General features: G+C 66.9%; 21 protein-coding genes. 13 read left to right on the top strand and 8 right to left on the bottom strand.

Annotated features, from left to right (window positions below):
- Window positions 1-463: 463 nt before the first annotated feature.
- The 4 genes from benA (at window position 464) to J2T47_RS28770 (ending at window position 4,354) form a co-directional block, all read left to right on the top strand.
- Window positions 464-1,831 carry a benzoate 1,2-dioxygenase large subunit gene (gene benA / locus J2T47_RS28785; RefSeq protein ID WP_253454145.1) on the top strand — a complete coding sequence of 456 codons (1,368 nt, stop codon included), beginning with the start codon at window positions 464-466 and terminating at the stop codon, window positions 1,829-1,831.
- Window positions 1,831-2,316 (top strand): benzoate 1,2-dioxygenase small subunit, encoded by a 486-nt coding sequence (gene benB / locus J2T47_RS28780; RefSeq protein WP_301295725.1) that lies wholly within the window; start codon window positions 1,831-1,833, stop codon window positions 2,314-2,316. The genes benA and benB overlap by 1 nt, the downstream gene beginning before the upstream one ends.
- Before the next feature lie 78 nt (window positions 2,317-2,394).
- Window positions 2,395-3,408, top strand: a complete 1,014-nt coding sequence (benC, locus tag J2T47_RS28775; RefSeq protein ID WP_253454141.1) for a benzoate 1,2-dioxygenase electron transfer component BenC — start codon at window positions 2,395-2,397, stop codon at window positions 3,406-3,408.
- 172 nt (window positions 3,409-3,580) lie between these two features.
- Window positions 3,581-4,354 carry a 1,6-dihydroxycyclohexa-2,4-diene-1-carboxylate dehydrogenase gene (locus tag J2T47_RS28770; protein WP_253454139.1) on the top strand — a complete coding sequence of 258 codons (774 nt, stop codon included), beginning with the start codon at window positions 3,581-3,583 and terminating at the stop codon, window positions 4,352-4,354.
- A gap of 18 nt (window positions 4,355-4,372) precedes the next feature.
- On the opposite strand, the gene J2T47_RS28765 is transcribed toward J2T47_RS28770, so the two are convergent.
- Entirely contained in the window at window positions 4,373-5,245 is an 873-nt protein-coding gene (locus tag J2T47_RS28765) for a LysR family transcriptional regulator (RefSeq protein WP_253454137.1), read from the bottom strand.
- A gap of 148 nt (window positions 5,246-5,393) precedes the next feature.
- Here J2T47_RS28765 and J2T47_RS28760 point away from each other — a divergent pair, with 148 nt between their 5' ends.
- From J2T47_RS28760 to pcaC, 9 genes are all read left to right on the top strand, one after another.
- Window positions 5,394-6,515 carry a muconate cycloisomerase family protein gene (locus tag J2T47_RS28760; RefSeq protein ID WP_253454135.1) on the top strand — a complete coding sequence of 374 codons (1,122 nt, stop codon included), beginning with the start codon at window positions 5,394-5,396 and terminating at the stop codon, window positions 6,513-6,515.
- 41 nt (window positions 6,516-6,556) lie between these two features.
- Window positions 6,557-6,847, top strand: coding sequence for a muconolactone Delta-isomerase (gene catC, locus J2T47_RS28755; RefSeq protein WP_017519458.1), 291 nt, complete (start codon window positions 6,557-6,559; stop codon window positions 6,845-6,847).
- A 47-nt stretch (window positions 6,848-6,894) separates the two neighbouring features.
- Window positions 6,895-7,827 (top strand): catechol 1,2-dioxygenase, encoded by a 933-nt coding sequence (gene catA / locus J2T47_RS28750; RefSeq protein WP_253454133.1) that lies wholly within the window; start codon window positions 6,895-6,897, stop codon window positions 7,825-7,827.
- A 387-nt stretch (window positions 7,828-8,214) separates the two neighbouring features.
- On the top strand, window positions 8,215-9,063 hold the full coding sequence (locus tag J2T47_RS28745; RefSeq protein ID WP_253454131.1) for a CoA transferase subunit A: 849 nt from the start codon (window positions 8,215-8,217) through the stop codon (window positions 9,061-9,063).
- Window positions 9,063-9,845 (top strand): CoA-transferase subunit beta, encoded by a 783-nt coding sequence (locus tag J2T47_RS28740; RefSeq protein WP_253454129.1) that lies wholly within the window; start codon window positions 9,063-9,065, stop codon window positions 9,843-9,845. Before J2T47_RS28745 ends, J2T47_RS28740 begins: the two co-directional genes overlap by 1 nt.
- The gene (gene pcaF / locus J2T47_RS28735) at window positions 9,842-11,047 is read left to right on the top strand and encodes a 3-oxoadipyl-CoA thiolase (protein ID WP_253454126.1); all 1,206 of its coding nucleotides are present in this window, start codon (window positions 9,842-9,844) and stop codon (window positions 11,045-11,047) included. The genes J2T47_RS28740 and pcaF overlap by 4 nt, the downstream gene beginning before the upstream one ends.
- Before the next feature lie 143 nt (window positions 11,048-11,190).
- A complete protein-coding gene (locus tag J2T47_RS28730) occupies window positions 11,191-12,549 on the top strand; it encodes a 3-carboxy-cis,cis-muconate cycloisomerase (protein WP_437181025.1) in 1,359 nt (452 codons plus the stop codon).
- A 9-nt stretch (window positions 12,550-12,558) separates the two neighbouring features.
- Entirely contained in the window at window positions 12,559-13,362 is an 804-nt protein-coding gene (gene pcaD, locus J2T47_RS28725; protein WP_253454124.1) for a 3-oxoadipate enol-lactonase, read from the top strand.
- Window positions 13,363-13,481: 119 nt separating this feature from the next.
- On the top strand, window positions 13,482-13,880 hold the full coding sequence (pcaC, locus tag J2T47_RS28720; protein WP_253454122.1) for a 4-carboxymuconolactone decarboxylase: 399 nt from the start codon (window positions 13,482-13,484) through the stop codon (window positions 13,878-13,880).
- 178 nt (window positions 13,881-14,058) lie between these two features.
- On the opposite strand, the gene J2T47_RS28715 is transcribed toward pcaC, so the two are convergent.
- The 7 genes from J2T47_RS28715 to J2T47_RS28685 all read right to left on the bottom strand — a co-directional run bounded on the left by J2T47_RS28715 (window position 14,059) and on the right by J2T47_RS28685 (window position 23,399).
- The gene (locus J2T47_RS28715; RefSeq protein WP_253454120.1) at window positions 14,059-16,011 is read right to left on the bottom strand and encodes an acetoacetate--CoA ligase; all 1,953 of its coding nucleotides are present in this window, start codon (window positions 16,009-16,011) and stop codon (window positions 14,059-14,061) included.
- A 174-nt stretch (window positions 16,012-16,185) separates the two neighbouring features.
- Window positions 16,186-17,088 carry a hydroxymethylglutaryl-CoA lyase gene (locus J2T47_RS28710; protein ID WP_253454118.1) on the bottom strand — a complete coding sequence of 301 codons (903 nt, stop codon included), beginning with the start codon at window positions 17,086-17,088 and terminating at the stop codon, window positions 16,186-16,188.
- Window positions 17,089-17,276: 188 nt separating this feature from the next.
- Window positions 17,277-19,238 carry an acetyl/propionyl/methylcrotonyl-CoA carboxylase subunit alpha gene (locus J2T47_RS28705; protein WP_253454116.1) on the bottom strand — a complete coding sequence of 654 codons (1,962 nt, stop codon included), beginning with the start codon at window positions 19,236-19,238 and terminating at the stop codon, window positions 17,277-17,279.
- Complete coding sequence (locus J2T47_RS28700) at window positions 19,238-20,035, bottom strand: gamma-carboxygeranoyl-CoA hydratase (protein ID WP_253454114.1); 798 nt, start codon at window positions 20,033-20,035, stop codon at window positions 19,238-19,240. Before J2T47_RS28700 ends, J2T47_RS28705 begins: the two co-directional genes overlap by 1 nt.
- Before the next feature lie 10 nt (window positions 20,036-20,045).
- Window positions 20,046-21,653, bottom strand: a complete 1,608-nt coding sequence (locus J2T47_RS28695) for a carboxyl transferase domain-containing protein (protein ID WP_253454112.1) — start codon at window positions 21,651-21,653, stop codon at window positions 20,046-20,048.
- A gap of 122 nt (window positions 21,654-21,775) precedes the next feature.
- On the bottom strand, window positions 21,776-22,939 hold the full coding sequence (locus J2T47_RS28690) for an isovaleryl-CoA dehydrogenase (protein WP_024765596.1): 1,164 nt from the start codon (window positions 22,937-22,939) through the stop codon (window positions 21,776-21,778).
- Window positions 22,940-22,994: 55 nt separating this feature from the next.
- The gene (locus J2T47_RS28685; RefSeq protein ID WP_184593353.1) at window positions 22,995-23,399 is read right to left on the bottom strand and encodes a MerR family transcriptional regulator; all 405 of its coding nucleotides are present in this window, start codon (window positions 23,397-23,399) and stop codon (window positions 22,995-22,997) included.
- Window positions 23,400-23,627: the final 228 nt, after the last annotated feature.

The raw sequence follows: 23,627 nt of genomic DNA, 5'->3' as shown, positions 1-23,627 counted from the left end.
GCGATATCTGAAGATGCGAGTGTCACCCATGTGACTGAACTCGTTTGTTACCTATGTGGTTGTCTCCTACACCCCGGACATCCGGTTTTTCGCTTGGGGCGAAAAATTCCCTCGTTGAAGCGAAGTTTCAGGGGCACGCGTCGAAGGGCCATCCCTGGCCCATCGCCGCTCTCGCGACATCCATGTCGCTCAACCCCTGAAACTCCGCTTCAACGAGGCCTCCTGAACGGGGCATTCGGAGCGAGCGGATATTTCTCTGGAAGTCTCATCAGAGCCAAAGCGGTGCTGAGCCTGTAGGAGCGAGCTTGCTCGCGAACCGCCCAATAACGGTTTTCCATGTAGGAGCACCGCCTGCGGACAGCTCTGCAAGAAACGGATAGCACTCTGCACAAAGCGGATATTGCCCTGAGAAACCCAGCCCTAACCTGAGCCTGCCTGAACAATAACAACGGAGGCCCCGGCCATGTCCCTGGGTATCGACTACCTGCGTTCGCTGCTTGAGGAAGACCCTGCCAAAGGCGTCTATCGCTGCCGGCGGGAGATGTTCACCGACCCGCGCCTGTTCGACCTGGAGATGAAGCACATCTTCGAAGGCAACTGGGTCTACCTCGCCCATGAAAGCCAGATCCCCGAGAAGAACGACTTCCTCACGACCCTGATCGGTCGCCAGTCGGTCTTCATCGCGCGCAACAAGGACGGCGTGCTCAACGCCTTCCTCAACGCCTGCAGCCACAAGGGCGCCATGCTCTGCCGGCACAAGTCCGGCAACCGCTCCAGCTACACCTGTCCGTTCCACGGCTGGACCTTCAACAACTCCGGCAAGCTGCTCAAGGTTAAGGACCCGGCCGAGGCCGGTTACCCGGAAGGCTTCAACTGCGAAGGCTCCCATGACCTGACCAAGGTGGCGCGCTTCGAGTCCTACCGCGGCTTCCTCTTCGGCAGCCTGAAGGCCGAGGTCAAGCCGCTGGTGGAGCACCTGGGCGAGTCGGCGAAGATCATCGACATGATCGTCGACCAGTCCCCCGAAGGCCTGGAAGTGCTGCGCGGTTCCAGCAGCTACATCTACGAAGGCAACTGGAAACTCACTGCCGAGAACGGCGCAGACGGCTACCACGTCAGCTCCGTGCACTGGAACTACGCCGCCACCCAGAACCAGCGTCAGCAGCGTGAAGCCGGCGAAGAAGTGAAGACCATGAGCGCCGGTGGCTGGGCCAAGCACGGCGGCGGCTTCTACTCCTTCGACCACGGCCACCTGCTGCTCTGGAGCCGCTGGGCCAACCCCGAGGCGCGCCCGGCCTTCGAGCGCCGCGACGAGCTGGCCCGCGACCATGGCCGCGCCCGCGCCGACTGGATGATCGAGAACTCGCGCAACCTCTGCCTGTACCCCAACGTCTACCTGATGGACCAGTTCAGCTCGCAGATCCGCATCGCCCGGCCCATCGACGTCAACCGCACCGAGATCACCATCTACTGCATCGCGCCGAAGGGCGAGAGCAGCGAGGCGCGTGCCCAGCGCATCCGCCAGTACGAGGACTTCTTCAACGTCAGCGGCATGGCCACGCCGGATGACCTGGAGGAATTCCGCTCCTGCCAGCAGGCCTACCAGGGCAGTGCCGGCGGCTGGAATGACATGTCCCGCGGGGCGAAGCACTGGATCGATGGCGCCGACGACGCGGCGCGGGAGATCGAGCTGGCGCCGGCGCTGTCCGGCGTGCGCACCGAGGACGAGGGCCTGTTCGTGCTGCAGCACCAGTACTGGCAGCAGACCATGATCGACGCACTGGCCGCCGAGCAGGCCAAGCGCATCGCCGTGAAAGAGGAGGGCGTGTGATGAGCCGCTACGAGAGCGTCCGCGACTTCCTCTACCGCGAAGCGCGCTACCTCGACGACAAGGACTGGGATTCCTGGCTGGAGTTGTACGCCGCCGACGCCACCTTCTGGATGCCCTCCTGGGACGACCGCGACCAGCTCACCGAAGACCCGCAGCGGGAAATCTCGCTGATCTGGTACGGCAGCCGTGGCGGCCTGGAAGACCGCGTCTTCCGCATCAAGACCGAGCGCTCCAGCGCGACCCTGCCGGACACCCGCACCTCGCACAACCTGAGCAACATCGAGGTGCTCGGCGAAGCCGACGGGCAATGCCAGGTGCGCTTCAACTGGCACACCCTGAGCTTCCGCTACAAGACCGTCGACAGCTACTTCGGCACCAGCTTCTACACGCTCGATGTGCGAGGCGAGCAACTGCTGGTCAAGGCGAAGAAGGTCGTGCTGAAGAACGACTACGTCCGCCAGGTCATCGACATCTACCACATCTGATTCCGCCGTCAGGGCTGTGCGTTGCGCGCGTGGATTCACCGCGCGCGACGCCGCCTGCGCGGCGCCGAGGTGCACGCCATGAACCACAAGATCGCCCTTAATTTCGAAGACGGCGTTACCCGCTTCATCGACGCCAGCCCCCGCGAGACCGTGGCCGATGCGGCCTACCGCCAGGGCATCAATATCCCGCTGGATTGCCGCGACGGCGCCTGCGGCACCTGCAAGTGCTTCGCCGAAGCCGGCCGTTACGACCTGGGCCAGGACTACATCGAGGACGCGCTGACCGAGGACGAAGCGCAGCAGGGCTACGTGCTTACCTGCCAGATGCGCGCGCAGAGCGATTGCGTGGTGCGCGTGCCGGCCTCCTCGCAGGTCTGCAAGACCGCCCAGGCCAGTTTCGAGGCCAGCATCAGCACGGTGCGGCAGCTCTCCGAAAGCACCATTGCGCTGTCGATCAAGGGCGAGGCCCTGAGCAGGCTGGCGTTCCTGCCGGGGCAGTACGTCAACCTGCAGGTGCCCGGCAGCGAGCAGAGCCGCGCCTACTCCTTCAGCTCGCTGCAGAAGGACGGCGAGGTCAGCTTCCTGATCCGCAACGTGCCGGGTGGCCTGATGAGCAGCTTCCTCACCGGCCTGGCCAAGGCCGGCGACGCCCTGTCCCTGGCCGGCCCGCTGGGCAGCTTCTACCTGCGCGAGATCAGGCGGCCGCTGTTGCTGCTGGCTGGCGGCACGGGACTGGCGCCCTTCACCGCGATGCTGGAGCAGATCGCCGAGCGCGGCAGCGAGCATCCGCTGCACCTGATCTACGGCGTCACCCACGACTTCGACCTGGTGGAGATCGACCGCCTTGAGGCCTTCGCTGCGCGCATTCCCAACTTCACCTGGAGTGCCTGCGTGGCCAGCCCCGAGAGCAGCTACCCGCAAAAGGGCTACGTCACCCAGCACATCGAGCCTGCGCACCTGAACGATGGCGAGGTGGACATCTACCTCTGCGGCCCGCCGCCGATGGTCGAGGCGGTCAGCCAGTACATCCGCGAGCAGGGCATTACGCCGGCGAATTTCTATTTCGAGAAGTTTGCGGCGAGTGCGGCCTGATGGCGCTCCGCCGGTAAAGCCCCTCTCCCTAACCCTCTCCCTGAAGGGAGAGGGGACCGTTCGGTGCAGGATGAAACGATGGCGTCAGCCGGCACAGACAGCTCCCTCTCCCTTCAGGGAGAGGGCAGGGGAGAGGGTGGTGGACCAAACGAAGATGCCAAAAGAGGTCACCATGAACCGATTCAATAACAAAACCGCCCTCGTCACCGGCGCCGCCCAGGGCATCGGCCGGCGCGTCGCCGAGCGGCTGGCGGAAGAGGGCGCGAGAGTCATCGCCGTGGACCGCTCCGAGATTGTCCACGAGCTGCAGGACGCCCTCGGCCAGCACGGCGAAGTGCTCACCCTGACCGCCGACCTGGAGCGCTTTTCCGACTGCCAGGGCGTGGTCGCCCAGGCCATCGAGCGCTTCGGCCGCCTCGACATCCTGGTCAACAACGTCGGCGGCACCATCTGGGCGAAGCCCTTCGAGCACTACGCCGAGGACGAAATCGAAGCCGAGGTGCGCCGCTCGCTGTTCCCGACTTTGTGGTGCTGCCGCGCCGCGCTGGTGCCGATGCTGGAGCAGGGCGCGGGTGCCATCGTCAATGTCTCGTCCATCGCCACCCGTGGGGTGAACCGCGTGCCCTACGGTGCGGCGAAGGGCGGGGTGAATGCGCTGACCGCGTGTCTGGCCTTCGAGACCGCCGAGCGCGGCGTGCGAGTCAACGCCACCGCGCCCGGCGGCACCGAAGCGCCGCCCCGGCGCATCCCGCGCAACGCAGCGCAGCAGAGTGAAGAGGAAAAACTCTGGTACCAGCAGATCGTCGACCAGACCGTCGCCAGCAGCCTGATGAAACGCTACGGCAGCATCGACGAACAGGTCGGCGCGATCCTCTTTCTCGCCTCCGACGAAGCCAGCTACATCACCGGCGTAACCCTGCCGGTGGGTGGCGGCGACCTGGGCTGAGGCGCCGCGATGAGGCACTTACGGCAGGTTCGCGCCGATCAGTTGCAGGCAGCGTTGCAGCGGCGCACTGACGTCGCCGCGGCGCTGGCTGAGGATGATCGGCGAGACCGCCTCGGCGTCGGTCAGCCTGGCGTAGCCGATGTCGGCGCGGTGCTGCTGTTGCACCGACGCCGGCACCAGCGCCACGCCCAGGCCGGCGGCGACCAGGCCGATGGCGGTCTGCAGCTCATTGGTCCATTGCGAAACGCGCACGCTCAGGCCGTGGTTGGCGAACAGCGCCAGCACGTGGTCGGCATAGCTGGGGCGCGGGTTGGCGGGGTAGAGCACGAAGTCCTCGCCGGCCAGTTGCTCCAGGCTCAGCGGCGCGCCGAGCAGGCGGTGCCCGGCGGGCAGCACGGCGACCATCGGCTCCTCGCGCAATACCTGCTGGGTAATGGCGGGATCGTCGATGCGGATGCGCCCGAAACCGATGTCGATGCGCCCGCTTTTCAGCGCCTCGACCTGCTGCACCGTGGTCATTTCCTGCAGCCCCAGCTCCAGAGCGGCGTCGCCGCGCAACTCGCGGATCAGCTCGGGCAGGCCGTCGTACAGCGTCGAGGGCGCGAAGCCGATGCCGAACCACTGGCGTTCGCCCCGACCGATGCGCCGGGTGCTCTGGCAGATGCTCTCCAGCTGTGCCAGCAGGGTGCCGGTCTGCTCGTGGAAGTAACGCCCGGCGTCAGTCAGGCGCAGCGGTCGGCCACGCTCCAGCAGTGGCACGCCGAGCAGTTCTTCGAGCTGCTGGATCTGCCGGCTCAGCGGTGGCTGGGCAATGTGCAGGCGCTCGGCGGCGCGGGTGAAGTTGAGGGTGCCGGCCACTTCGCGGAAGTAGCGCAGGTGTCGCAGCTCCATGATACCTCCAGGGTATGCAACCAGACGGCAACGATATTGGACTGCCCTGCAGGCCAGACGCAATCCTTCTTCATCCGTCAAAAGACCTTCCGGGTATCGCTGCAGAGCAGCCCGGCCCATTCAGAAATCCCGGAGCGGAACGCCGTCCATGAGTAGCCCCGTCATCGAACGCATCGAGTCGATCATCGTCGACCTGCCGACCATCCGCCCGCACAAGCTGGCCATGCACACCATGCAGCAGCAGACCCTGGTGATCATCCGCCTGCGCTGCTCCGACGGTGTCGAAGGCATCGGCGAAGCCACCACCATCGGCGGCCTGGCCTACGGCAACGAGAGCCCGGAAAGCATCAAGGCCAACATCGACGCGCACTTCGCGCCGCTGCTCAAGGGCCAGGACGCCAGCAACATCAATGCCTGCATGCAGCGCCTGGACAAGTCGATCAAGGGCAACACCTTCGCCCGCTCCGGTATCGAAAGCGCGCTGCTGGACGCCCAGGGCAAGCGCCTCGGCCTCCCGGTCAGCGAGCTGCTCGGCGGCCGCGTGCGCGACAGCCTGGAAGTGGCCTGGACCCTGGCCTCCGGCGACACCGCCCGCGACATCGCCGAAGCCGAGCAGATGCTGGAAATTCGCCGTCACCGCATCTTCAAACTGAAGATCGGCGCCAACCCGCTGGAGCAGGACCTCAAGCACGTGGTGGCGATCAAGAAGGCCCTGGGCGAGCGCGCCAGCGTGCGTGTGGACGTCAACCAGGGCTGGGACGAATCCCAGGCCATCCGCGGCTGCCAGGTGCTCGGCGAGAACGGCATCGACCTCATCGAGCAGCCGATTTCGCGGATCAATCGCAGCGGCCAGGTGCGCCTGAACCAGCGCAGTCCGGCGCCGATCATGGCCGACGAATCCATCGAAAGTGTTGCCGACGCCTTCAGCCTCGCCGCCGACGGCGCAGCCAGCATTTTCGCCCTGAAGATCGCCAAGAACGGCGGCCCACGCGCCGTGCTGCGCACCGCGCAGATCGCCGAAGCCGCCGGCATCGCGCTGTACGGCGGGACCATGCTCGAAGGCGCGGTCGGCACCCTGGCCTCGGCCCACGCCTTCCTCACCCTGGAGAAGCTGACCTGGGCCACCGAGCTGTTCGGCCCGCTGCTGCTCACCGAGGAAATCGTCACCGAGGCGCCGGTCTACCGCGACTTCCAGCTCCACGTGCCGCGCACGCCCGGCCTGGGCCTGACCCTCGACGAAGAGCGCCTGGCGCGCTTCCGCCGTACCTGATTCGAAACCCTTTCCGACTGCCCGATAGAGGAGAACCCCCGATGCTGTTCCACGTGAAGATGACCGTGAAATTGCCCGTCGACATGGACCCGGCGAAGGCCGCCCAGCTCAAGGCCGACGAGAAGGAACTGGCCCAGCGCCTGCAGCGCGAGGGCAAGTGGCGCCACCTGTGGCGCATCGCCGGGCACTACGCCAACTACAGCGTGTTCGACCTCGCCAGCGTCGAGGAACTGCACGACACCCTGATGCAGCTGCCGCTGTTTCCGTACATGGACATCGAGGTCGACGGGCTCTGCCGCCATCCGTCCTCGATCCATTCCGACGACCGCTGATTTTCCCTTTCGCACACCTCACAAGAACAAGACTTGAGGATCGCATCATGACCGTGAAGATTTCCCAGACTGCCGACATCCAGAAGTTCTTCGAAGAAGCCAGTGGCGCCCTGAACGATGCGGGCAACCCGCGGGTGAAGAACCTCGTCCTGCGCATCCTGCAGGACACCGCGAAACTGATCGAAGACATGAACGTCACCCCCGACGAATTCTGGAAAGCGGTGGACTACCTCAACCGTCTTGGCTCGCGCCAGGAAGCCGGTCTGGTCGTTGCCGGCCTCGGCGTCGAGCACTACCTCGACCTGCTGCTGGACGCCCAGGACGAAGCCGCCGGCATCGGCGGCGGCACCCCGCGCACCATCGAAGGCCCCCTGTACGTGGCCGGCGCGCCGCTGTCCGAAGGCGAAGCGCGGATGGACGACGGCAAGGACGCGGGTACCGTGATGTTCCTCTCCGGCCGCGTGTTCGACCCGCAGGGCAAGCCGCTGGCCGGCGCCGTGGTCGACCTCTGGCACGCCAACACCAACGGCACCTACTCCTACTTCGACAGCACCCAGTCCGAGTTCAACCTGCGCCGGCGCATCGTCACCGACGCCGAGGGCCGCTACAAAGCCCGCAGCATCGTGCCCAGCGGCTACGGCTGCCCGCCGGACGGCCCGACCCAGGAACTGCTCGATCAACTGGGCCGCCATGGCCAGCGTCCGGCGCACATCCATTTCTTCATTTCGGCGCCGGGGCATCGTCACCTGACCACGCAGATCAACCTCGCCGGTGATCAGTACCTGTGGGACGACTTCGCCTACGCCACCCGTGACGGGCTGATTGGTGAGGTGCGTTTCGTCGAGGACGCGGCCGCCGCCCAGGCGCGCGGCGTGGACGGACGCTTCGCCGAGATCGAGTTCGACTTCCAGCTGCAGCAGGCGGTTTCCGCCGACGCCGAAGACCGCAGCAACCGCCCCCGCGCGCTGCAGGAAGCCTGATTCCCGCCAACGCTCCGACTTTGCCGGTAACCCCGACGTAGGGTGGAGCGGAGCGATACCCATGCTGTCGGCGCACGGATTGATGGGTATCGCTGCGCTCCACGCCATCCTACTCAGAGCACCCTGATGCTCCGCAGCTCGGACTGTCGCAGGCATGGCCAGCTCCTACAGGGGCTGGCCTGCGCGCTCCTTGTAGGAGCGAGCCACGCTCGCGATCGCGGACAAGGTCCGCGTCCACTCAAGCACTCCTCACGCCGCGAAAACCAGCCGTTAGCCTCCTAAGAGAAGTGTTCGATATTCGCACCAATAGTCGATTATCGCATTGTTCGCCCATCCCCCCGACGGTACTGTTTTCCCATCGGCACCCCCTACACAACGAGACCGACCATGGCTGAACTCCTGACTCTCCGCGAAGCGGTCGAGCGCTTCGTCAACGACGGCGATACCGTCGCGCTCGAAGGCTTCACCCACCTGATCCCCACCGCTGCCTCCCACGAGCTGATCCGCCAGGGCAAGAAAGACCTGCACCTGGTGCGCATGACCCCCGACCTGGTCTACGACCTGCTGATCGGTGCCGGTTGCGTGCGCAAGCTGACCTTCTCCTGGGGCGGCAACCCCGGCGTCGGTTCGCTGCATCGCCTGCGTGATGCGGTGGAGAAGGGCTGGCCGCGAGAGCTGGAGATCGACGAGCACAGCCACGCCGACCTTGCCAACTCCTACGTCGCCGGCGCCTCGGGCCTGCCTTTCGCCGTGCTGCGCGCCTACGCCGGTTCCGACCTGCCGAAGGTCAACCCGAACATCAAGTTCATCAATTGCCCGTTCACCGGCGAGCAACTGGCCGCCGTACCGTCGGTACGCCCGGACGTCACCGTGATCCACGCGCAGAAGGCCGACCGCAAGGGCAACGTGCTGCTGTGGGGCATCCTCGGCGTGCAGAAGGAAGCCGCCCTGGCCGCCAAGCGCTGCATCGTCACCGTGGAAGAAATCGTCGACGACCTGAACGCGCCGATGAACTCCTGCGTGCTGCCGACCTGGGCGCTGTCCGCCGTCTGCCTGGTGCCCGGCGGTTCGCACCCGTCCTACGCCCACGGCTACTCCGAGCGCGACAACCGCTTCTACCAGGCCTGGGACCCGATCGCCCGCGACCGCGACACCTTCAACGCCTGGATCGATACCTACATCCGCGGCACCCAAGACTTTGCAGAGTTCCGAGCCAAGCTCGCGGAGGCCAAGTAATGAGCGCCTACAGCACCAATGAAATGATGACCGTGGCCGCCGCCCGCCGCCTGAAGAACGGCGCCGTCTGCTTCGTCGGCATCGGCCTGCCATCCAAGGCTGCCAACCTCGCGCGCCTGACTGCATCGCCCGATGTGGTCCTGATCTACGAATCCGGCCCCATCGGCGCCAAGCCCAGCGTGCTGCCGCTGTCCATCGGCGACGGCGAACTGGCCGAGACCGCCGACACCGTGGTGCCCACCGGCGAGATCTTCCGCTACTGGCTGCAGGGCGGGCGCATCGATGTCGGCTTCCTCGGCGCGGCCCAGGTCGACCGCTTCGGCAACATCAACACCACCGTCATCGGCGACTACAACAAGCCCAAGGTGCGCCTGCCCGGCGCCGGCGGCGCGCCGGAGATCGCCGGTTCCGCCAAGGAAGTGCTGATCATCCTCAAGCAGTCGCACCGCACCTTTGTCGACAAGCTGGCGTTCATCACCTCGGTCGGTTTCGGCGAGGGCGGCGATCATCGCCAGCAGCTCGGCCTGCCCGGCAAGGGCCCGGTGGCGATCATTACCGACCTGTGCATCATGGAGCCGGAAGCCGGTAGCAACGAATTCATCGTCACCACCCTGCACCCGGGCGTGACCCGCGAGCAGGTGATCGAGAACACCGGCTGGGCGATCCGCTTCGCCGAGCAGGTGACCGAAACCGTCGCGCCGACCGACGTGGAACTGGAAGCCCTGCGCGCCCTCGAAGCCCGCACCGCCGCCGCCCACGGCCAGCTCGGAGGTGAGGAATGAGCCGCGAGGTCTTCATCTGTGACGCCGTGCGCACGCCCATCGGCCGCTTCGGCGGCTCGCTCTCCGGCGTACGCGCCGACGACCTCGCCGCAGTACCGGTGAAGGCGCTGGTGGAACGTAACCCGCAAGTCGACTGGGCCGCGCTGGACGAGGTGTACCTCGGCTGCGCCAACCAGGCCGGCGAAGACAACCGCAACGTGGCGCGCATGGCGCTGCTGCTGGCCGGCCTGCCGGAAAGCGTGCCGGGCGTGACCCTCAACCGACTCTGCGCCTCGGGTCTGGACGCGGTGGGCACTGGCTTCCGCGCCATCGCCAGCGGCGAGGCCGAACTGGTCATCGCCGGCGGCGTGGAATCCATGTCCCGCGCACCCTATGTGATGGGCAAGGCCGACAGCGCCTTCGGCCGCGGCCAGAAAATCGAGGACACCACCATCGGCTGGCGCTTCATCAACCCGCTGATGAAGGCGCAGTACGGCGTGGATGCCATGCCGCAGACCGCCGACAACGTGGCCGACGATTACAACGTCAACCGCGCCGACCAGGACGCCTTTTCCCTGCGCAGCCAGCAGCGTGCCGGCATCGCCCAGGCCAGCGGTTACTTCGCCGAGGAAATCGTCCCGGTGGTGATCAAGGGCCGCAAGGGTGAGACCGTCGTGGACACCGACGAGCACCCGCGCCCGGACACCACCCTGGAAGCGCTGGCCAAGCTCAAGCCGGTCAACGGCGAAGGCAAGACCGTCACCGCCGGCAACGCTTCCGGCGTCAATGACGGCGCCGTGGCGCTGATCCTCGCCAGTGCCGAGGCAGTGAAGAAACACGGTCTGACGCCGCGTGCGAAAGTGCTCGGCATGGCCAGCGCCGGCGTCGCCCCGCGCGTGATGGGCATCGGTCCGGTGCCGGCGGTGCGCAAACTGCTGGAGCGCCTGAACCTGTCGGTGGACCAGTTCGACGTCATCGAGCTGAACGAAGCCTTCGCCGCGCAGGGCCTGGCGGTGACCCGTGATCTGGGTATCGCCGATGACGATGCGCGGGTGAATCCCAACGGCGGCGCCATCGCCCTCGGCCACCCGCTGGGCGCCAGCGGCGCGCGTCTGGTGCTGACCGCCGTGCATCAACTGCAGAAGTCCGGCGGCAAGCTCGGCCTGTGCACCATGTGCGTGGGCGTAGGGCAGGGCGTGGCGCTGGTCGTCGAGCGCGTGTGATCCGCTGCTTTTCGTAGGAGCGAGCTTGCTCGCGAACAAACCCCGCAGTGGGGGCCGGGTTCGCGAGCAAGCGCGCTCTTACAGACAGCAGCTCTCCGGTCATACTGTCCCGACTACGCCCGCCGATCTCCGGAGCCACCCCAGTGAGCAGCAACCTTCTGTTCGACGCCTACTTCACCCAACCGGCCATGCGCGCGATCTTCAGCGACCACGGCCGGGTGCAGGGCATGCTCGACTTCGAGGCCGCGCTGGCCCGTGCCGAGGCCCGTGTGGGTGTGATCCCGGCGAGCGCCGTGGCGCCCATTGCCGCCGCCTGCCGTGCCGAACTCTACGATTTCCCTGCACTGGCCCAGGCCATCTGCAGCGCCGGCAACTCTGCGATCCCGCTGGTGAAGGCGCTGGGCAAGCGCATCGCCGCCGAGGACGCCGAAGCCGAGCGCTACGTGCACCTGGGGGCCACCAGCCAGGACGCCATGGATTCCGGGCTGGTTCTGCAACTGCGCGCCGCCGTCGAGCTGCTGGAAGGCGACCTCGCCCAACTGGCCGACGCGCTCGCTGTACAAGCACAAGCCCACGCCGGCACGCCCATGGTCGGCCGTACCTGGCTGCAGCACGCCACGCCCGTCACCCTCGGCATGAAGATCGCCGGCTGGCTGGGCGCGATCACCCGCCATCGCCAGCGTCTGCACGAACTCAAGCCGCGTCTGCTGTGCCTGCAATTTGGCGGCGCCTCCGGCAGCCTTGCCGCACTGGGCGAGCAGGGTTTTGCCGTGGCCGATGCGCTGGCTGAAGAACTCGATCTGCAACTGCCCGAGCAACCCTGGCATACCCAGCGCGACCGCCTGGTGGAGTTCGCCAGCCTGCTCGGCCTGATTGCCGGCAGCCTCGGCAAGCTGGGCCGCGACCTCAGCCTGCTGATGCAGACCGAAGCTGGCGAAGTCTTCGAGCCTTCCGCGCCGGGCAAGGGGGGTTCCTCCACCATGCCGCACAAGCGCAACCCGGTGGGCGCTGCCGTGCTCATCGGCGCGGCCACCCGCGCGCCGGGACTGGTGTCGACCCTGTTCGCCGCCATGCCCCAGGAGCACGAGCGCAGCCTCGGCCTGTGGCACGCCGAATGGGAAAGCCTGCCGGAGCTGTGCTGCCTCGTCTCCGGCGCACTGCAACAGGCGCTGAGCCTGGCGCCGGGGCTGGAAGTGGATGCCGAGCGCATGCTGGCCAACCTTGACCTGACCCGTGGCCTGGTGCTCGCCGAAGCCGTGAGCATCGCCCTGGCCCAGCGCATCGGCCGCGACGCCGCGCACCATCTGGTGGAGCAATGCTGCAAGCAGGCGGTGAAGGAGGGCGCGCACCTGCGCACGGTTCTCGGCGCCAATGCCGAAGTCGCCGCCCAACTGACTGCCGGGGAGCTGGATCGCCTGCTCGATCCCGCCCATTACCTGGGCCAGGCGCGCCGCTGGGTCGAGCGCGCGCTGGCCGAACACCACGAACTTTCTTCGCGCTAGGAGCCTTGCATGCCTGCCGTACGACTCGCCGATGGCGACCTGAATTACTTACTTGAAGGGCCGCAACTCTCAGGCCCCGCCGACGCTCCGGTTTTGGTGCTGTCCAACTCCCTGGGCACCGACCTGCACATGTGGGACGCGCAGGTCGCGGCCTTCGCCGAGCACTTCCGCGTGCTGCGTTACGACACCCGTGGCCACGGCGCTTCGCTGGTCACTCCCGGCCCCTACAGCATCGAGCAGAACGGCCGCGACGTGCTGGCCCTGCTGGATGCGCTGGACATCCCGCGCGCGCACTTCTGCGGCCTGTCCATGGGCGGCCTGATCGGCCAGTGGCTGGCCATCCATGCGCCGGAGCGCATCGAGCGCCTGGTGGTGTGCAACACCGCCGCCAAGATCGGCACTCCGGAAATCTGGAACCCGCGCATCGAGACCGTGCTCAGCGGCGGCGCCGAGGCCATGCGCAACCTGCGTGATGCTTCGATCTCGCGCTGGTTCACCGCCGACTTCGCCGAAGCTGAGCCGGGCAAGGTCGAGCCCATCGTCGGCATGCTGGCGCAGACCTCGCCGGAAGGTTACGCAGCCAACTGCGCGGCCGTGCGCGACGCCGACTTCCGTGGCGAGATCGGTGCGATCACTGCGCCGACCCTGGTGGTCTGCGGCTCCGCCGATCCGGTGACCACCACCGAGGACGGCCGCTTCCTGCAGGCGCGCATTCCCGGCGCGGAGCTGGTGGAATTCCGCGCCGCGCACCTGTCCAACGTGCAAGCCGGCGATGCCTTCAGTCAGCGTGTGCTGGACTTCCTGCGCGCCTGATTGCTTTGCTCTTTGTAGGAGCGAGCTTGCTCGCGAACCTCGGCCTCGCAGCGGGGATGGTTCGCGAGCAAGGGCTAGGCGCCCCCCTCGGTCCTACAAGTTGAATTCGGAGTTAACTGATGGACGAGAAAGAACGCTACGAAGCCGGCATGCAGGTCCGCCGCGCGGTACTGGGCGATGCCCACGTCGACCGCAGCCTGCAGAAGCGCAACGCCTTCAACGAAGAGTTCCAGGAAATGATCACCCGTCATGCCTGGGGTGACATCTGGACCCGCCCCGGCCTGCCGCGCCACACCCGCAGCCTGATCACCATCGCCATGCTGATCGGCATGAACCGCGAAGGCGAGCTGACGCTGCACCTGCGCGCTGCGCGCAACAACGGCGTGACCCGCGAAGAGATCAAGGAAGTCCTGCTGCAGAGCGCGATCTACTGCGGCATCCCGGCCGCCAACGCCACCTTCCACCTCGCCGAGGCGGTGTGGGACGAACTGGGCACCGAGTCGCTGGGCGACCACTGATCAGCACCGCCCGGACCACGCATCCGGGCGGTGACTGATTGGCTGATGCTCGGTCCGCTCTGCGACCTGATCCTGTAAGAGCGCCCCATGGGCGCGATCGCGGGCATGGCCCGCTCCTACAGGTATATCGCGCTCTTGAAGGATGGGTGGAACGAAGCGATACCCAGGCTGAAAGGCCTCAGCTCCCCAGCTCCTTGCGATCCCTGAACAGCTCCAGCGCCTGCGGGTTGGCCAGCGCGTCGGTGTTCTTCACCGGCTCGCCGTGCACCACATTGCGTACGGCCAGTTCGACGATCTTGCCGCTGAGGGTGCGGGGGATGTCGCTGACCGCGAGGATCTTCGCCGGCACGTGGCGCGGGGTGGTATTGCTGCGGATGGTCTGGCGGATGCGCTCCTGCAGCGTGTCGTCCAGCTCCACGCCGTCACGCAGGCGCACGAACAGCACCACGCGCACATCGCCCTGCCACTCCTGGCCGATGGCGATGGACTCCAGCACCTGCTCGACTTTCTCCACCTGGCGGTAGATTTCCGCGGTGCCGATGCGCACGCCGCCGGGGTTGAGCACGGCATCGGAGCGGCCATGGATCACCAGCCCGCCGTGTTCGGTTTCCTCGGCGTAGTCGCCATGGGCCCAGACGCCGGGGAAGGTGGCGAAGTAGGCGTCGAGGAATCTCTCGTCGTCCTCGTCGTTCCAGAAACCCACCGGGATCGACGGGAAGTGCCGCACGCAGACCAGTTCGCCTTTCTCGCCGTGCACCGGCTTGCCGGCCTCGTTCCAGACCTCCACCGCCATGCCCAGCGCCTTGCACTGGATTTCCCCGCGCCACACCGCTGCGGTGGGGTTGCCGATGGCGAAGCAGGACACGATGTCGGTGCCGCCGGAGATCGACGACAGGCAGAGGTCGCGCTTCACCTCGCGGTAGACGTAGTCGAAGCTCTCGTGGCCCAGTGGCGAGCCGGTGGAGAGCAGCGTCTTCAGACGTTCCAGCGAGTGTGTCTGGCGCGGTCGCACATTGGCCTTTTCCAGCGCAGCGATGTACTTGGCGCTGGTACCGAAGACGCTGATGTTCTCCGCGTCGATCAGGTCCATCAGACGCTCGGGGCCGGGGTGGAAGGGCGAGCCGTCGTAGAGCACCAGCGTGGCGCCGACGGCGAGGCCGGAGACCAGCCAGTTCCACATCATCCAACCGCAGGTGGTGTAGTAGAACAGCGTGTCGTCGTGGCTCAGGTCGACGTGCAGGCCGTGTTCCTTGAGGTGCTGCAGCAGTACGCCGCCGGCGCCGTGGACGATGCACTTGGGCACGCCGGTGGTGCCGGAGGAGTAGAGGATGTACAGCGGGTGGTCGAAGGGTACCGGGGTGAACACCGGCTCGCCGCCGCTGTGGAAGAAGTCCTGCCAGAGGCTGACCCGCGCCGGCGTCTGGAAGTCGCTGCGGCGGGCGTGGCGATTGGCGTAGGGGACGATCAGCAGCTGCTCAAGACCGGGCAGCTGGGCGAGGATTTCGTTGAGCTTGGCGCTGAGGTCCAGCACCTTGCCGGCGTAGCGGTAGCCGGCGCAGGCGATCAGCACCTTGGGCTCGATCTGGCCGAAGCGGTCGATCACGCCATGGGTACCGAAGTCCGGCGAGCAGCTCGACCAGGTGGCACCCAGGCTGGTGGTGGCGAGCATGCCGACCACAGTCTGCCAGGTGTTGGGCATGAACGCCGCGACGCGGTCGCCGACGCCCACGCCGGCCTCGCGCAAGGCTTGTTGCAAGCCGGCGACCTGGGCTGCCAGTTCAGCGTGGCTGATCACCTCACGGCGCTCATCCTCGCTGATGGCGATCAGCGCCGGCTGGTTGTCGCGGCGGCGCAGCAGGTGCTCGGCGAAGTTCAGGGTGGCGCCGGGGAACCAGCGCGCATCGGGCATTTCCGGGCCTTCCTCGAGGACCGCGGTGGGCGCCTCGTGGAATTGCACGCCGAAGGTGTCGACGATGGCCAGCCAGAAGGCTTCGCGCTCGGCGATGCTCCAGGCGTGCAGCGCGGCGTAGTCAGGCAGGTCGACGCCGTGCTGCTGCGCTACCTTGCGGCGGAAGGCGTCCATCCGGGTGGCGGCGATGCGTTCGGGGGAGGGGGTCCACAATGGGTTCATCTTGGGCGTCCGTCCGGTTTTCTTTCGGACCAGTGTGGCACGGACGCGGGGATGTAGGAGGCGCAGAAAGCTTTTGTGGGAACGGTGAGGGATTCACTGTAGGAGCGAGCTTGCTCGCGAACAATTCCCTCAGTGGGGCTGGTTCGCGAGCAAGCTCGCTCCTACAAAGAGCACTCAGCGCTTGGACAGCTGCGCCTTGGCCACGCGCGAGCCGTTGGGCTTGTCGAGCACGGCGCAGATGCGCTGGCCGGCGTCGATCAACTGGTCCAGGTCGATGCCGGTGTGGATGCCCAGGCCGTTGAGCAGGTAGAGCACGTCCTCGGTGGCGACGTTGCCGGTGGCGCCCTTGGCGTAGGGGCAACCGCCGAGGCCGGCGACCGAGCTGTCGAATACCGCGATGCCTTCCAGCATGCTGGCGTAGATGTTCGCCGTGGCCTGGCCGTAGGTGTCGTGGAAGTGCCCGGCCAGTTGCTCGCGCGGCACGCGCTGGCCGACGACTTCGAACAGGTGGCGGGTGGCGCCAGCGGTGCCGACACCGATGGTGTCGCCCAGGGAGACTTCGTAGCAGCCCATGGCGTGCAGCTCCGCGGCGACGGCAGCGACCTGTGCCGCGTCCACCTCGCCCTGGTAAGGACAGCCGAGCACGCAGGAGACGTAGCCGCGCACGCGTACGCCGTGATGGCGCGCCGCTTCCATGATCGGCACGAAGCGCTCCAGGCTCTCCTGGATCGAGCAGTTGATGTTCTTCTGCGAGAAGGCCTCGGAGGCGGCGGCGAATACCGCGACTTCCTTCACCTGCGATTCCAGCGCGGCTTCGAAGCCCTTCAGGTTCGGCGCCAGCGCGGCGTAGGTGACGCCAGCCTTCTGCTGGATGCCGGCGAAGACTTCCGCCGAGCCGGCCATCTGCGGCACCCACTTGGGCGAAACGAAGCTGCCGACTTCGATGTAGCTCAGGCCGGCGGCGGTGAGGTCGTCCACCAGGCGCACCTTGTCGGCGACGGCGATCGGCTGTTTCTCGTTCTGCAGGCCATCGCGCGGGCCGACTTCGACCAGGCGGACGGATTGGGGCAGGGTCATTTGCGGTCCTCGTGGTGTTTTGTGGAGGAGGGTGCGTGATGCTCCGCACCCTCTCCCTGACCCTCTCCCTGAAGGGAGAGGGGACTGTCCTGAGCGGCGGGAGGCTTCCGGTTCACACGGAAGGTCCGCGTGGCACGGATACTCCCTCTCCCTTCAGGGAGAGGGCGGGGGAGAGGGGCTTTCGGTTGTTACGCCGATGCCTCTTCCAGCTCCACCAGGGCGGTGCCTTCCGACACCAGCTCACCTTCGCTGCAATACAGCGATTTCACCACGCCGGCGTGCGGCGCGCGAATGCTGTGTTCCATCTTCATGGCTTCGAGCACCACCAGGGCGGCGCCGGCTTCGACGCTCTGGCCGGGTTCGACCAGGATGCGCACGATGCTGCCGTTCATGGGAGCGCCCAGGCCACCCTGGTGCGAGTGCGCGGCTTCCGCCTCGGCGATCGGGTCGAAACGCTGCACGCTGACCAGCTCGCCGTTCCATTCCAGGTAGAGGCTGCCGCTGCGGCGGATGACCTGGTGGCGACGGCGAACTTCACCGTCCTTCACCTCCAGCCACTGTCCGTCGAGCCTGGCGATACGCTGGCCGTCGGCATGACGCAGGCGCACGACATGGGACTCGCCCTTGGCCAGCAGGTGCAGGTCGGTTTCCCCCGGCAGGCCGCTGCGCCAGCCGCTCTGGGCGGACCAGGGCGAATGGGCGTCGTCGGCGCGCACGCGGGCAGCCTCGCTCTGCACCCAGGCTTCGGCGGCAAGCTGCCAGAAGCGCTCAGGCAAGGCGGTGGCCGCGGGCAGCAGGTCATCCTGGTAGCGGCCGATGAAGCCGGTATCCAGTTCGCCCTCGGCGAAGGCCGGGTGGGCCAGCACGCGGCGCAGGAAGGCGAGGTTGGTCTTGAAGCCGCCGACGGCGGTTTCGCCGAGCATCGACAGCAGGCGCTGGCGCGCTTCCTCGCGGTTCTCGCCCCAGGCGATCAGCTTGGCCAGCATCGGGTCGTAGAACGGCGAGATGTCGTCGCCCTCGCGGATGCCGCTGTCCACCCGGCGACCGGGGCCGGCAGCGGGTTCGCGGTACAGCGCGAGGTGGCCGCTGGCGGGCAGGAAACCGCCTTCGGGGTCTTCGGCGTAGAGGCGTACTTCGATGGCGTGGCCGATCAGCGGCACCTGTTCCTGGGTGATCGGCAGCGGCTCGCCCCGGGCAACGCGAATCTGCAGGGCGACCAGGTCGAGGCCGGTGATGGCTTCGGTGACCGGGTGCTCCACCTGCAGGCGGGTGTTCATCTCCATGAAGAAGAACTGGCCGCTGCCTTCGTCGTAGAGGAATTCCACGGTGCCGGCGCCGACGTAGCCGATGGCCTGGGCGGCGCGCACGGCGGCTTCGCCCATGCCCTGGCGCAGTTCCAGGGAGAGGCCCGGAGCCGGCGCTTCTTCCACCACTTTCTGGTGGCGGCGCTGGATCGAGCAGTCGCGTTCGTTGAGGTACAGGCAGTGGCCGTGCTGGTCGGCGAACACCTGGATTTCCACGTGGCGCGGTTTGGTCAGGTACTTCTCCACCAGCATGCGCGAGTCGCCGAAACCGGACTGCGCTTCACGCTGGGCGGATTCCAGCGCTTCGGCCAGTTCGGCCTCGCGCTCGACCACCTTCATGCCTTTGCCGCCACCGCCGGCGGCGGCCTTGAGCAGCACCGGGTAGCCGATGCGCTCGGCCTCGCGCTGGAAGGTCGCGTAGTCCTGCGCTTCGCCGTGGTAGCCGGGCACCAGTGGCACGCCGGCAGTTTCCATCAGTGCCTTGGCGGCGGACTTGCTGCCCATGGCGTCGATGGCGCTGGCCGGTGGGCCGAGGAACACCAGCCCGGCTTCTTCGCAGGCGCGGGCGAAACCGGCGTTCTCCGAGAGGAAGCCGTAGCCGGGGTGGATGGCCTGGGCGCCGGCGGCTTTCGCAGCGGCGAGCACGGCGTCGGCGCGCAGGTAGCTTTCAGCCGGTTTGGCGCCGCCCAGGTCGATGGCGATATCTGCCTCTTCGACGTGGCGGGCGTTGCGGTCGGTGGCGCTGTGCACGGCCACGGTGGTCAGGCCCAGGGCCTTGGCGGTGCGCATCACGCGGCAGGCGATCTCGCCACGGTTGGCCACCAGCAGGGTATCGATCTTCTTCATCAGACTTGCTCCTGCCAGGCCGGCTTGCGTTTTTCCAGGAAGGCGCGCAGGCCTTCCTGCCCTTCGGGGCTGGTGCGGATGCGGGCAATGGCGGCTTCGGTGTAGCGGCGGCGCTCGGGGGTGAGTTCGCCGGCGCCGATTTCGTGGAACAGCGCCTTGCAGGCCACCAGGGCCGCCGGGCTGTTGTTCATGAGATTGGCGATCCAGGCGTCGGCTTCGTCATCCAGCTCGGCGGCCGGGTAGTGCTCGTCCACCAGCCCCAGCTCGCGGGCGCGCACGCCGCTGAAGCGTTCGGCGGTCATGGCGTAGCGGGTGGCGGCACGCTGGCCGATGGCCTTGGTGACGAATGGGCCGATGGTCGCCGGGATCAGGCCGATGCGCACTTCGGACAGGCAGAACTGCGCGTCCTCGGCGGCCAGCGCCATGTCGCAGCAGGCCACCAGTCCGACGCCGCCGCCGAAGGCCGCGCCCTGGACGATGGCGAGGGTCGGCTTGTTCAGCTGGTGCAGGTTGTAGAGCAGTTCGGCGAGCTGCTGGGCGTCGTTGAGGTTGCCCTGGTAGTCCAGCTGCACGGACTCCTGCATCCAGGAAAGGTCCGCGCCGCCGCAGAAGTGCCGGCCAAGGCCGCGCAGCACGACCAGGCGAACGCGCTCGTCATTGGCCACGGCGGCCAGTGCCTGGATCAGCTCGGCGATGGTCTGGGCGTTGAAGGCGTTGTTCTTCTCCGGGCGGTTCAGCCAGAGGCTGGCGACGCCGCGCGGGTCGATATCAAGCTCAATGTTCTGATAGTCGGTCATGGCAGCGGCCTTACATGCGGAAGACGCCGAAGCGCGTGGCTTCGACAGGCGCGTTGAGCGAGGCGGAGAGGGCCAGGCCGAGCACGTCGCGGGTCTGGGCCGGGTCGATGACACCGTCGTCCCACAGGCGCGCGCTGGAGTAGTAGGGGTGACCCTGGCGCTCGTACTGTTCGAGGATCGGCGCCTTGATCTTCGCCTCGTCCTCGGCGGACAGCGCATTGCCTGCGCGTTCGGCCTGCTCGCGCTTGACCTGGGCGAGCACGCCGGCAGCCTGCTCGCCACCCATCACGCCGATCCGCGCGTTGGGCCACATCCACAGGAAGCGCGGGTCATAGGCGCGGCCGCACATGCCGTAGTTACCGGCGCCGAAGCTGCCGCCGATGATCACGGTGAACTTCGGCACCTGGGCGCAGGCCACCGCGGTGACCAGTTTGGCACCGTGCTTGGCGATGCCGCCGGCCTCGTACTTCTGGCCGACCATGAAGCCGGTGATGTTCTGCAGGAATACCAGCGGGATGCCGCGCTGGCAGGCCAGTTCGATGAAGTGCGCGCCTTTCTGCGCGGCCTCGGCGAAGAGGATGCCGTTGTTGGCGAGGATCGCCACCGGGTAGCCGTGCAGGTGGGCGAAGCCGCACACCAGGGTGGTGCCGAACAGCGCCTTGAACTCGTCGAATTCGCTGCCGTCGACCAGGCGGGCGATGATCTCGCGCACGTCGAAGGGCTGCTTGCTGTCCACCGGGATCACCCCGTACAGCTCGTCGCTGGCGTACAGCGGGGCGCGCGGGGCGCGGATGTTGAGCTGGCCCTGCTTGCTCCAGTTGAGGTTGGCGATGCAGCGGCGGGCGATGGCCAGTGCGTGCTCGTCGTCCTCGGCGTAATGGTCGGCCACGCCGGAGGTCTTGCAGTGCACGTCGGCGCCGCCCAGGTCCTCGGCACTCACCACCTCACCGGTGGCGGCCTTCACCAGCGGCGGGCCGGCGAGGAAGATGGTGGCCTGGTTGCGCACCATGATGGTCTCGTCGCTCATGGCCGGCACGTAGGCGCCGCCGGCGGTGCAGGAGCCCATCACCACGGCGATCTGCGGGATGCCCTGGGCGCTCATGTTGGCCTGGTTGAAGAAGATGCGGCCGAAGTGCTCGCGGTCGGGGAACACCTCGTCCTGGCGCGGCAGGTTGGCGCCGCCGGAGTCCACCAGGTAGATGCACGGCAGGCGGTTCTGCTGGGCGATGGTCTGGGCGCGCAGGTGCTTCTTCACGGTCAGCGGGTAGTAACTGCCGCCTTTCACCGTGGCGTCGTTGCCGACGATCATGCATTCCACGCCTTCCACGCGGCCGATGCCGGCGACCACGCCGGCGGCGGCGACGTCTTCGCCGTACACCTCATGGGCGGCGAGGGCGGAGACTTCGAGGAACGGCGAGCCGGCGTCGAGCAGGCGGTTGATGCGCTCGCGCACCAGCAGCTTGCCGCGCGCGGTGTGCTTGGCCTGGGCGGCAGCGCCGCCGCCTTCATGGACGCGGCCGAGAACGGCGCGCAGGTCCTGGACGTTCTCCAGCATGGTCGCGGCGTTGGCGGCGAATTCCGGGGAACGGGTATTGAGTTGGGTGCCGAGGATGGTCATAGGGTCTCCACGAGCGGAAAAGACCTGTAGGAGCGAGGGGGGCGCCTAGCCCTTGCTCGCGAAGCTCTGCATGGGGCGGTTCGCGAGCAAGCTCGCTCCTACAAAGGCAAGGGCGTCAGTGTTCAGCGGGTCTCGTTGAACAGCTCGCGGCCGATCAGCATGCGGCGGATTTCGCTGGTGCCGGCACCGATCTCGTAGAGCTTGGCGTCGCGCAGCAGGCGGCCGGTGGGGAATTCGTTGATGTAGCCGTTGCCGCCGAGGATCTGGATGGCGTCCAGGGCCATCTGGGTGGCGCGCTCGGCGGTGTAGAGGATCACCCCGGCGGCATCCTTGCGGGTGGTCTCGCCACGGTCGCAGGCCTGGGCCACGGCATAGAGGTAGGCGCGGCTGGCGTTGAGCTGGGTGTACATGTCGGCGACCTTGCCCTGGATCAGCTGGAACTCGCCGATGCTCTGGCCGAACTGCTTGCGGTCGTGGATGTAGGGGACGATCACGTCCATGCAGGCCTGCATGATGCCGATCGGGCCGCCGGCGAGGACCACGCGCTCGTAGTCCAGGCCGCTCATCAGCACCTTCACGCCGCCGTTGACCGCGCCCAGCACGTTCTCTTCCGGTACTTCCACGTCATCGAAGAACAGCTCGCAGGTGTTCGAGCCGCGCATGCCCAGCTTGTCGAACTTGCTGCCACGGCTGAAGCCCTTCCAGTCGCGCTCGACGATGAACGCGGTGATGCCGTGGGCGCCTTTCTCCGGCTCGGTCTTGGCGTAGATCACGTAGGTGTTGGCGTCCGGACCGTTGGTGATCCAGGTCTTGCTGCCGTTCAAGACGAAGCGGTCGCCGCGCTTCTCGGCGCGCAGCTTCATCGACACCACGTCGGAACCGGCGTTGGGTTCGCTCATGGCCAGCGCGCCGATGTGTTCGCCGCTGATCAGCTTGGGCAGGTACTTGGCCTTCTGCTCGGCGTTGCCGTTGCGCTTGATCTGGTTGACGCACAGGTTGGAGTGGGCACCGTAGGACAGCCCGACCGAAGCCGAGCCACGGCTGATTTCCTCGATGGCGATGACGTGGGCCAGGTAGCCCATGTTGGCGCCGCCGTATTCCTCCGCGACGGTGATGCCGAGCAGGCCCATGTCACCGAACTTCTTCCACATGTCCATGGGGAACAGGTTGTCGGCATCGATCTGCGCGGCGCGCGGGGCGAGTTCGCTGGCGACGAAGCCCTGCACCTGCTCGCGCAGCATGTCGATGGTTTCGCCGAGGCCGAAGTTGAGGGAGGGGTAGCTCATGGGGTCACCTGTTGTACTTGTAATCGGATGAGGGAGAGCGGGCAGTGCGGCGAGGTCAGCTCGGGACGCGCTGCTTGCGGGGTTTGTCGGTCTCGGCCATGGCCGCCAGGCAGCGTTCCTCGGCCGTGTCCAGTTCCAGTTTCATCTGCTCGATGTCGAGCAGCTGCTGTTCCAGCTGCGCGCGGCGCGCGGTGATCTTGTCGAGGAAGGTCTGCAGCTGCTTGGTGTTGCCGCTGCTGGGGTCGTAGAGGTCGATCAGCTCCTTGCACTCGGCCAGCGAGAAGCCGATGCGCTTGCCGCGCAGGATCAGCTTCAGGGCCACCAGGTCCTTGGCGCTGTAGATGCGCTCCTGGCCGCGGCGCTCGGGGCTGAGCATGCCCTGTTCCTCGTAGAAACGGATGGCGCGGGTGGTGACGTCCAGTTCGCGGGCCAGCTCGGAGATGGTGTAGGTCGTGGGCATGGGAATGTTCTTGCTCGGTCGTTTACCTTTACGTTAACGTAAACCTGCCTTGGGTCACTGTCAATACAACTCGGAGGCGGCGCAGGAGGGTTTGCTGGCGCGGGAATTGCGTTGCGATCGCGATGAACCTTCCTACTAGGGGCTTCCCCTTTACTGACGCTGCCTGCGGGTGTACACAGCCCTGACCAGCCTGCGAGTTCCGTGCCCTCAAAGAGGGCGCGGAACCTA

Source organism: Pseudomonas nitroreducens (assembly GCF_024170165.1).
Lineage (GTDB): Bacteria > Pseudomonadota > Gammaproteobacteria > Pseudomonadales > Pseudomonadaceae > Pseudomonas > Pseudomonas nitroreducens_C.
Note: the sequence above shows the minus strand (reverse complement) of the source record. Positions and strands in the feature narration are given on the sequence as shown.

What these genes read in the sequence shown, in the direction of transcription:
- J2T47_RS28685 (WP_184593353.1), bottom strand. Translation starts at nt 23,399, where the DNA reads ATGCCCACGACCTACACCATCTCCGAGCTGGCCCGCGAACTGGACGTC.
- J2T47_RS28770 (WP_253454139.1), top strand. Translation starts at nt 3,581, where the DNA reads ATGAACCGATTCAATAACAAAACCGCCCTCGTCACCGGCGCCGCCCAG.
- benC (WP_253454141.1), top strand. Translation starts at nt 2,395, where the DNA reads ATGAACCACAAGATCGCCCTTAATTTCGAAGACGGCGTTACCCGCTTC.
- J2T47_RS28695 (WP_253454112.1), bottom strand. Translation starts at nt 21,653, where the DNA reads ATGACCATCCTCGGCACCCAACTCAATACCCGTTCCCCGGAATTCGCC.
- pcaF (WP_253454126.1), top strand. Translation starts at nt 9,842, where the DNA reads ATGAGCCGCGAGGTCTTCATCTGTGACGCCGTGCGCACGCCCATCGGC.
- J2T47_RS28740 (WP_253454129.1), top strand. Translation starts at nt 9,063, where the DNA reads ATGAGCGCCTACAGCACCAATGAAATGATGACCGTGGCCGCCGCCCGC.
- J2T47_RS28745 (WP_253454131.1), top strand. Translation starts at nt 8,215, where the DNA reads ATGGCTGAACTCCTGACTCTCCGCGAAGCGGTCGAGCGCTTCGTCAAC.
- catC (WP_017519458.1), top strand. Translation starts at nt 6,557, where the DNA reads ATGCTGTTCCACGTGAAGATGACCGTGAAATTGCCCGTCGACATGGAC.
- J2T47_RS28765 (WP_253454137.1), bottom strand. Translation starts at nt 5,245, where the DNA reads ATGGAGCTGCGACACCTGCGCTACTTCCGCGAAGTGGCCGGCACCCTC.
- J2T47_RS28705 (WP_253454116.1), bottom strand. Translation starts at nt 19,238, where the DNA reads ATGAAGAAGATCGATACCCTGCTGGTGGCCAACCGTGGCGAGATCGCC.
- J2T47_RS28700 (WP_253454114.1), bottom strand. Translation starts at nt 20,035, where the DNA reads ATGACCGACTATCAGAACATTGAGCTTGATATCGACCCGCGCGGCGTC.
- benB (WP_301295725.1), top strand. Translation starts at nt 1,831, where the DNA reads ATGAGCCGCTACGAGAGCGTCCGCGACTTCCTCTACCGCGAAGCGCGC.
- pcaC (WP_253454122.1), top strand. Translation starts at nt 13,482, where the DNA reads ATGGACGAGAAAGAACGCTACGAAGCCGGCATGCAGGTCCGCCGCGCG.
- pcaD (WP_253454124.1), top strand. Translation starts at nt 12,559, where the DNA reads ATGCCTGCCGTACGACTCGCCGATGGCGACCTGAATTACTTACTTGAA.
- benA (WP_253454145.1), top strand. Translation starts at nt 464, where the DNA reads ATGTCCCTGGGTATCGACTACCTGCGTTCGCTGCTTGAGGAAGACCCT.
- J2T47_RS28710 (WP_253454118.1), bottom strand. Translation starts at nt 17,088, where the DNA reads ATGACCCTGCCCCAATCCGTCCGCCTGGTCGAAGTCGGCCCGCGCGAT.
- catA (WP_253454133.1), top strand. Translation starts at nt 6,895, where the DNA reads ATGACCGTGAAGATTTCCCAGACTGCCGACATCCAGAAGTTCTTCGAA.
- J2T47_RS28715 (WP_253454120.1), bottom strand. Translation starts at nt 16,011, where the DNA reads ATGAACCCATTGTGGACCCCCTCCCCCGAACGCATCGCCGCCACCCGG.
- J2T47_RS28690 (WP_024765596.1), bottom strand. Translation starts at nt 22,939, where the DNA reads ATGAGCTACCCCTCCCTCAACTTCGGCCTCGGCGAAACCATCGACATG.
- J2T47_RS28760 (WP_253454135.1), top strand. Translation starts at nt 5,394, where the DNA reads ATGAGTAGCCCCGTCATCGAACGCATCGAGTCGATCATCGTCGACCTG.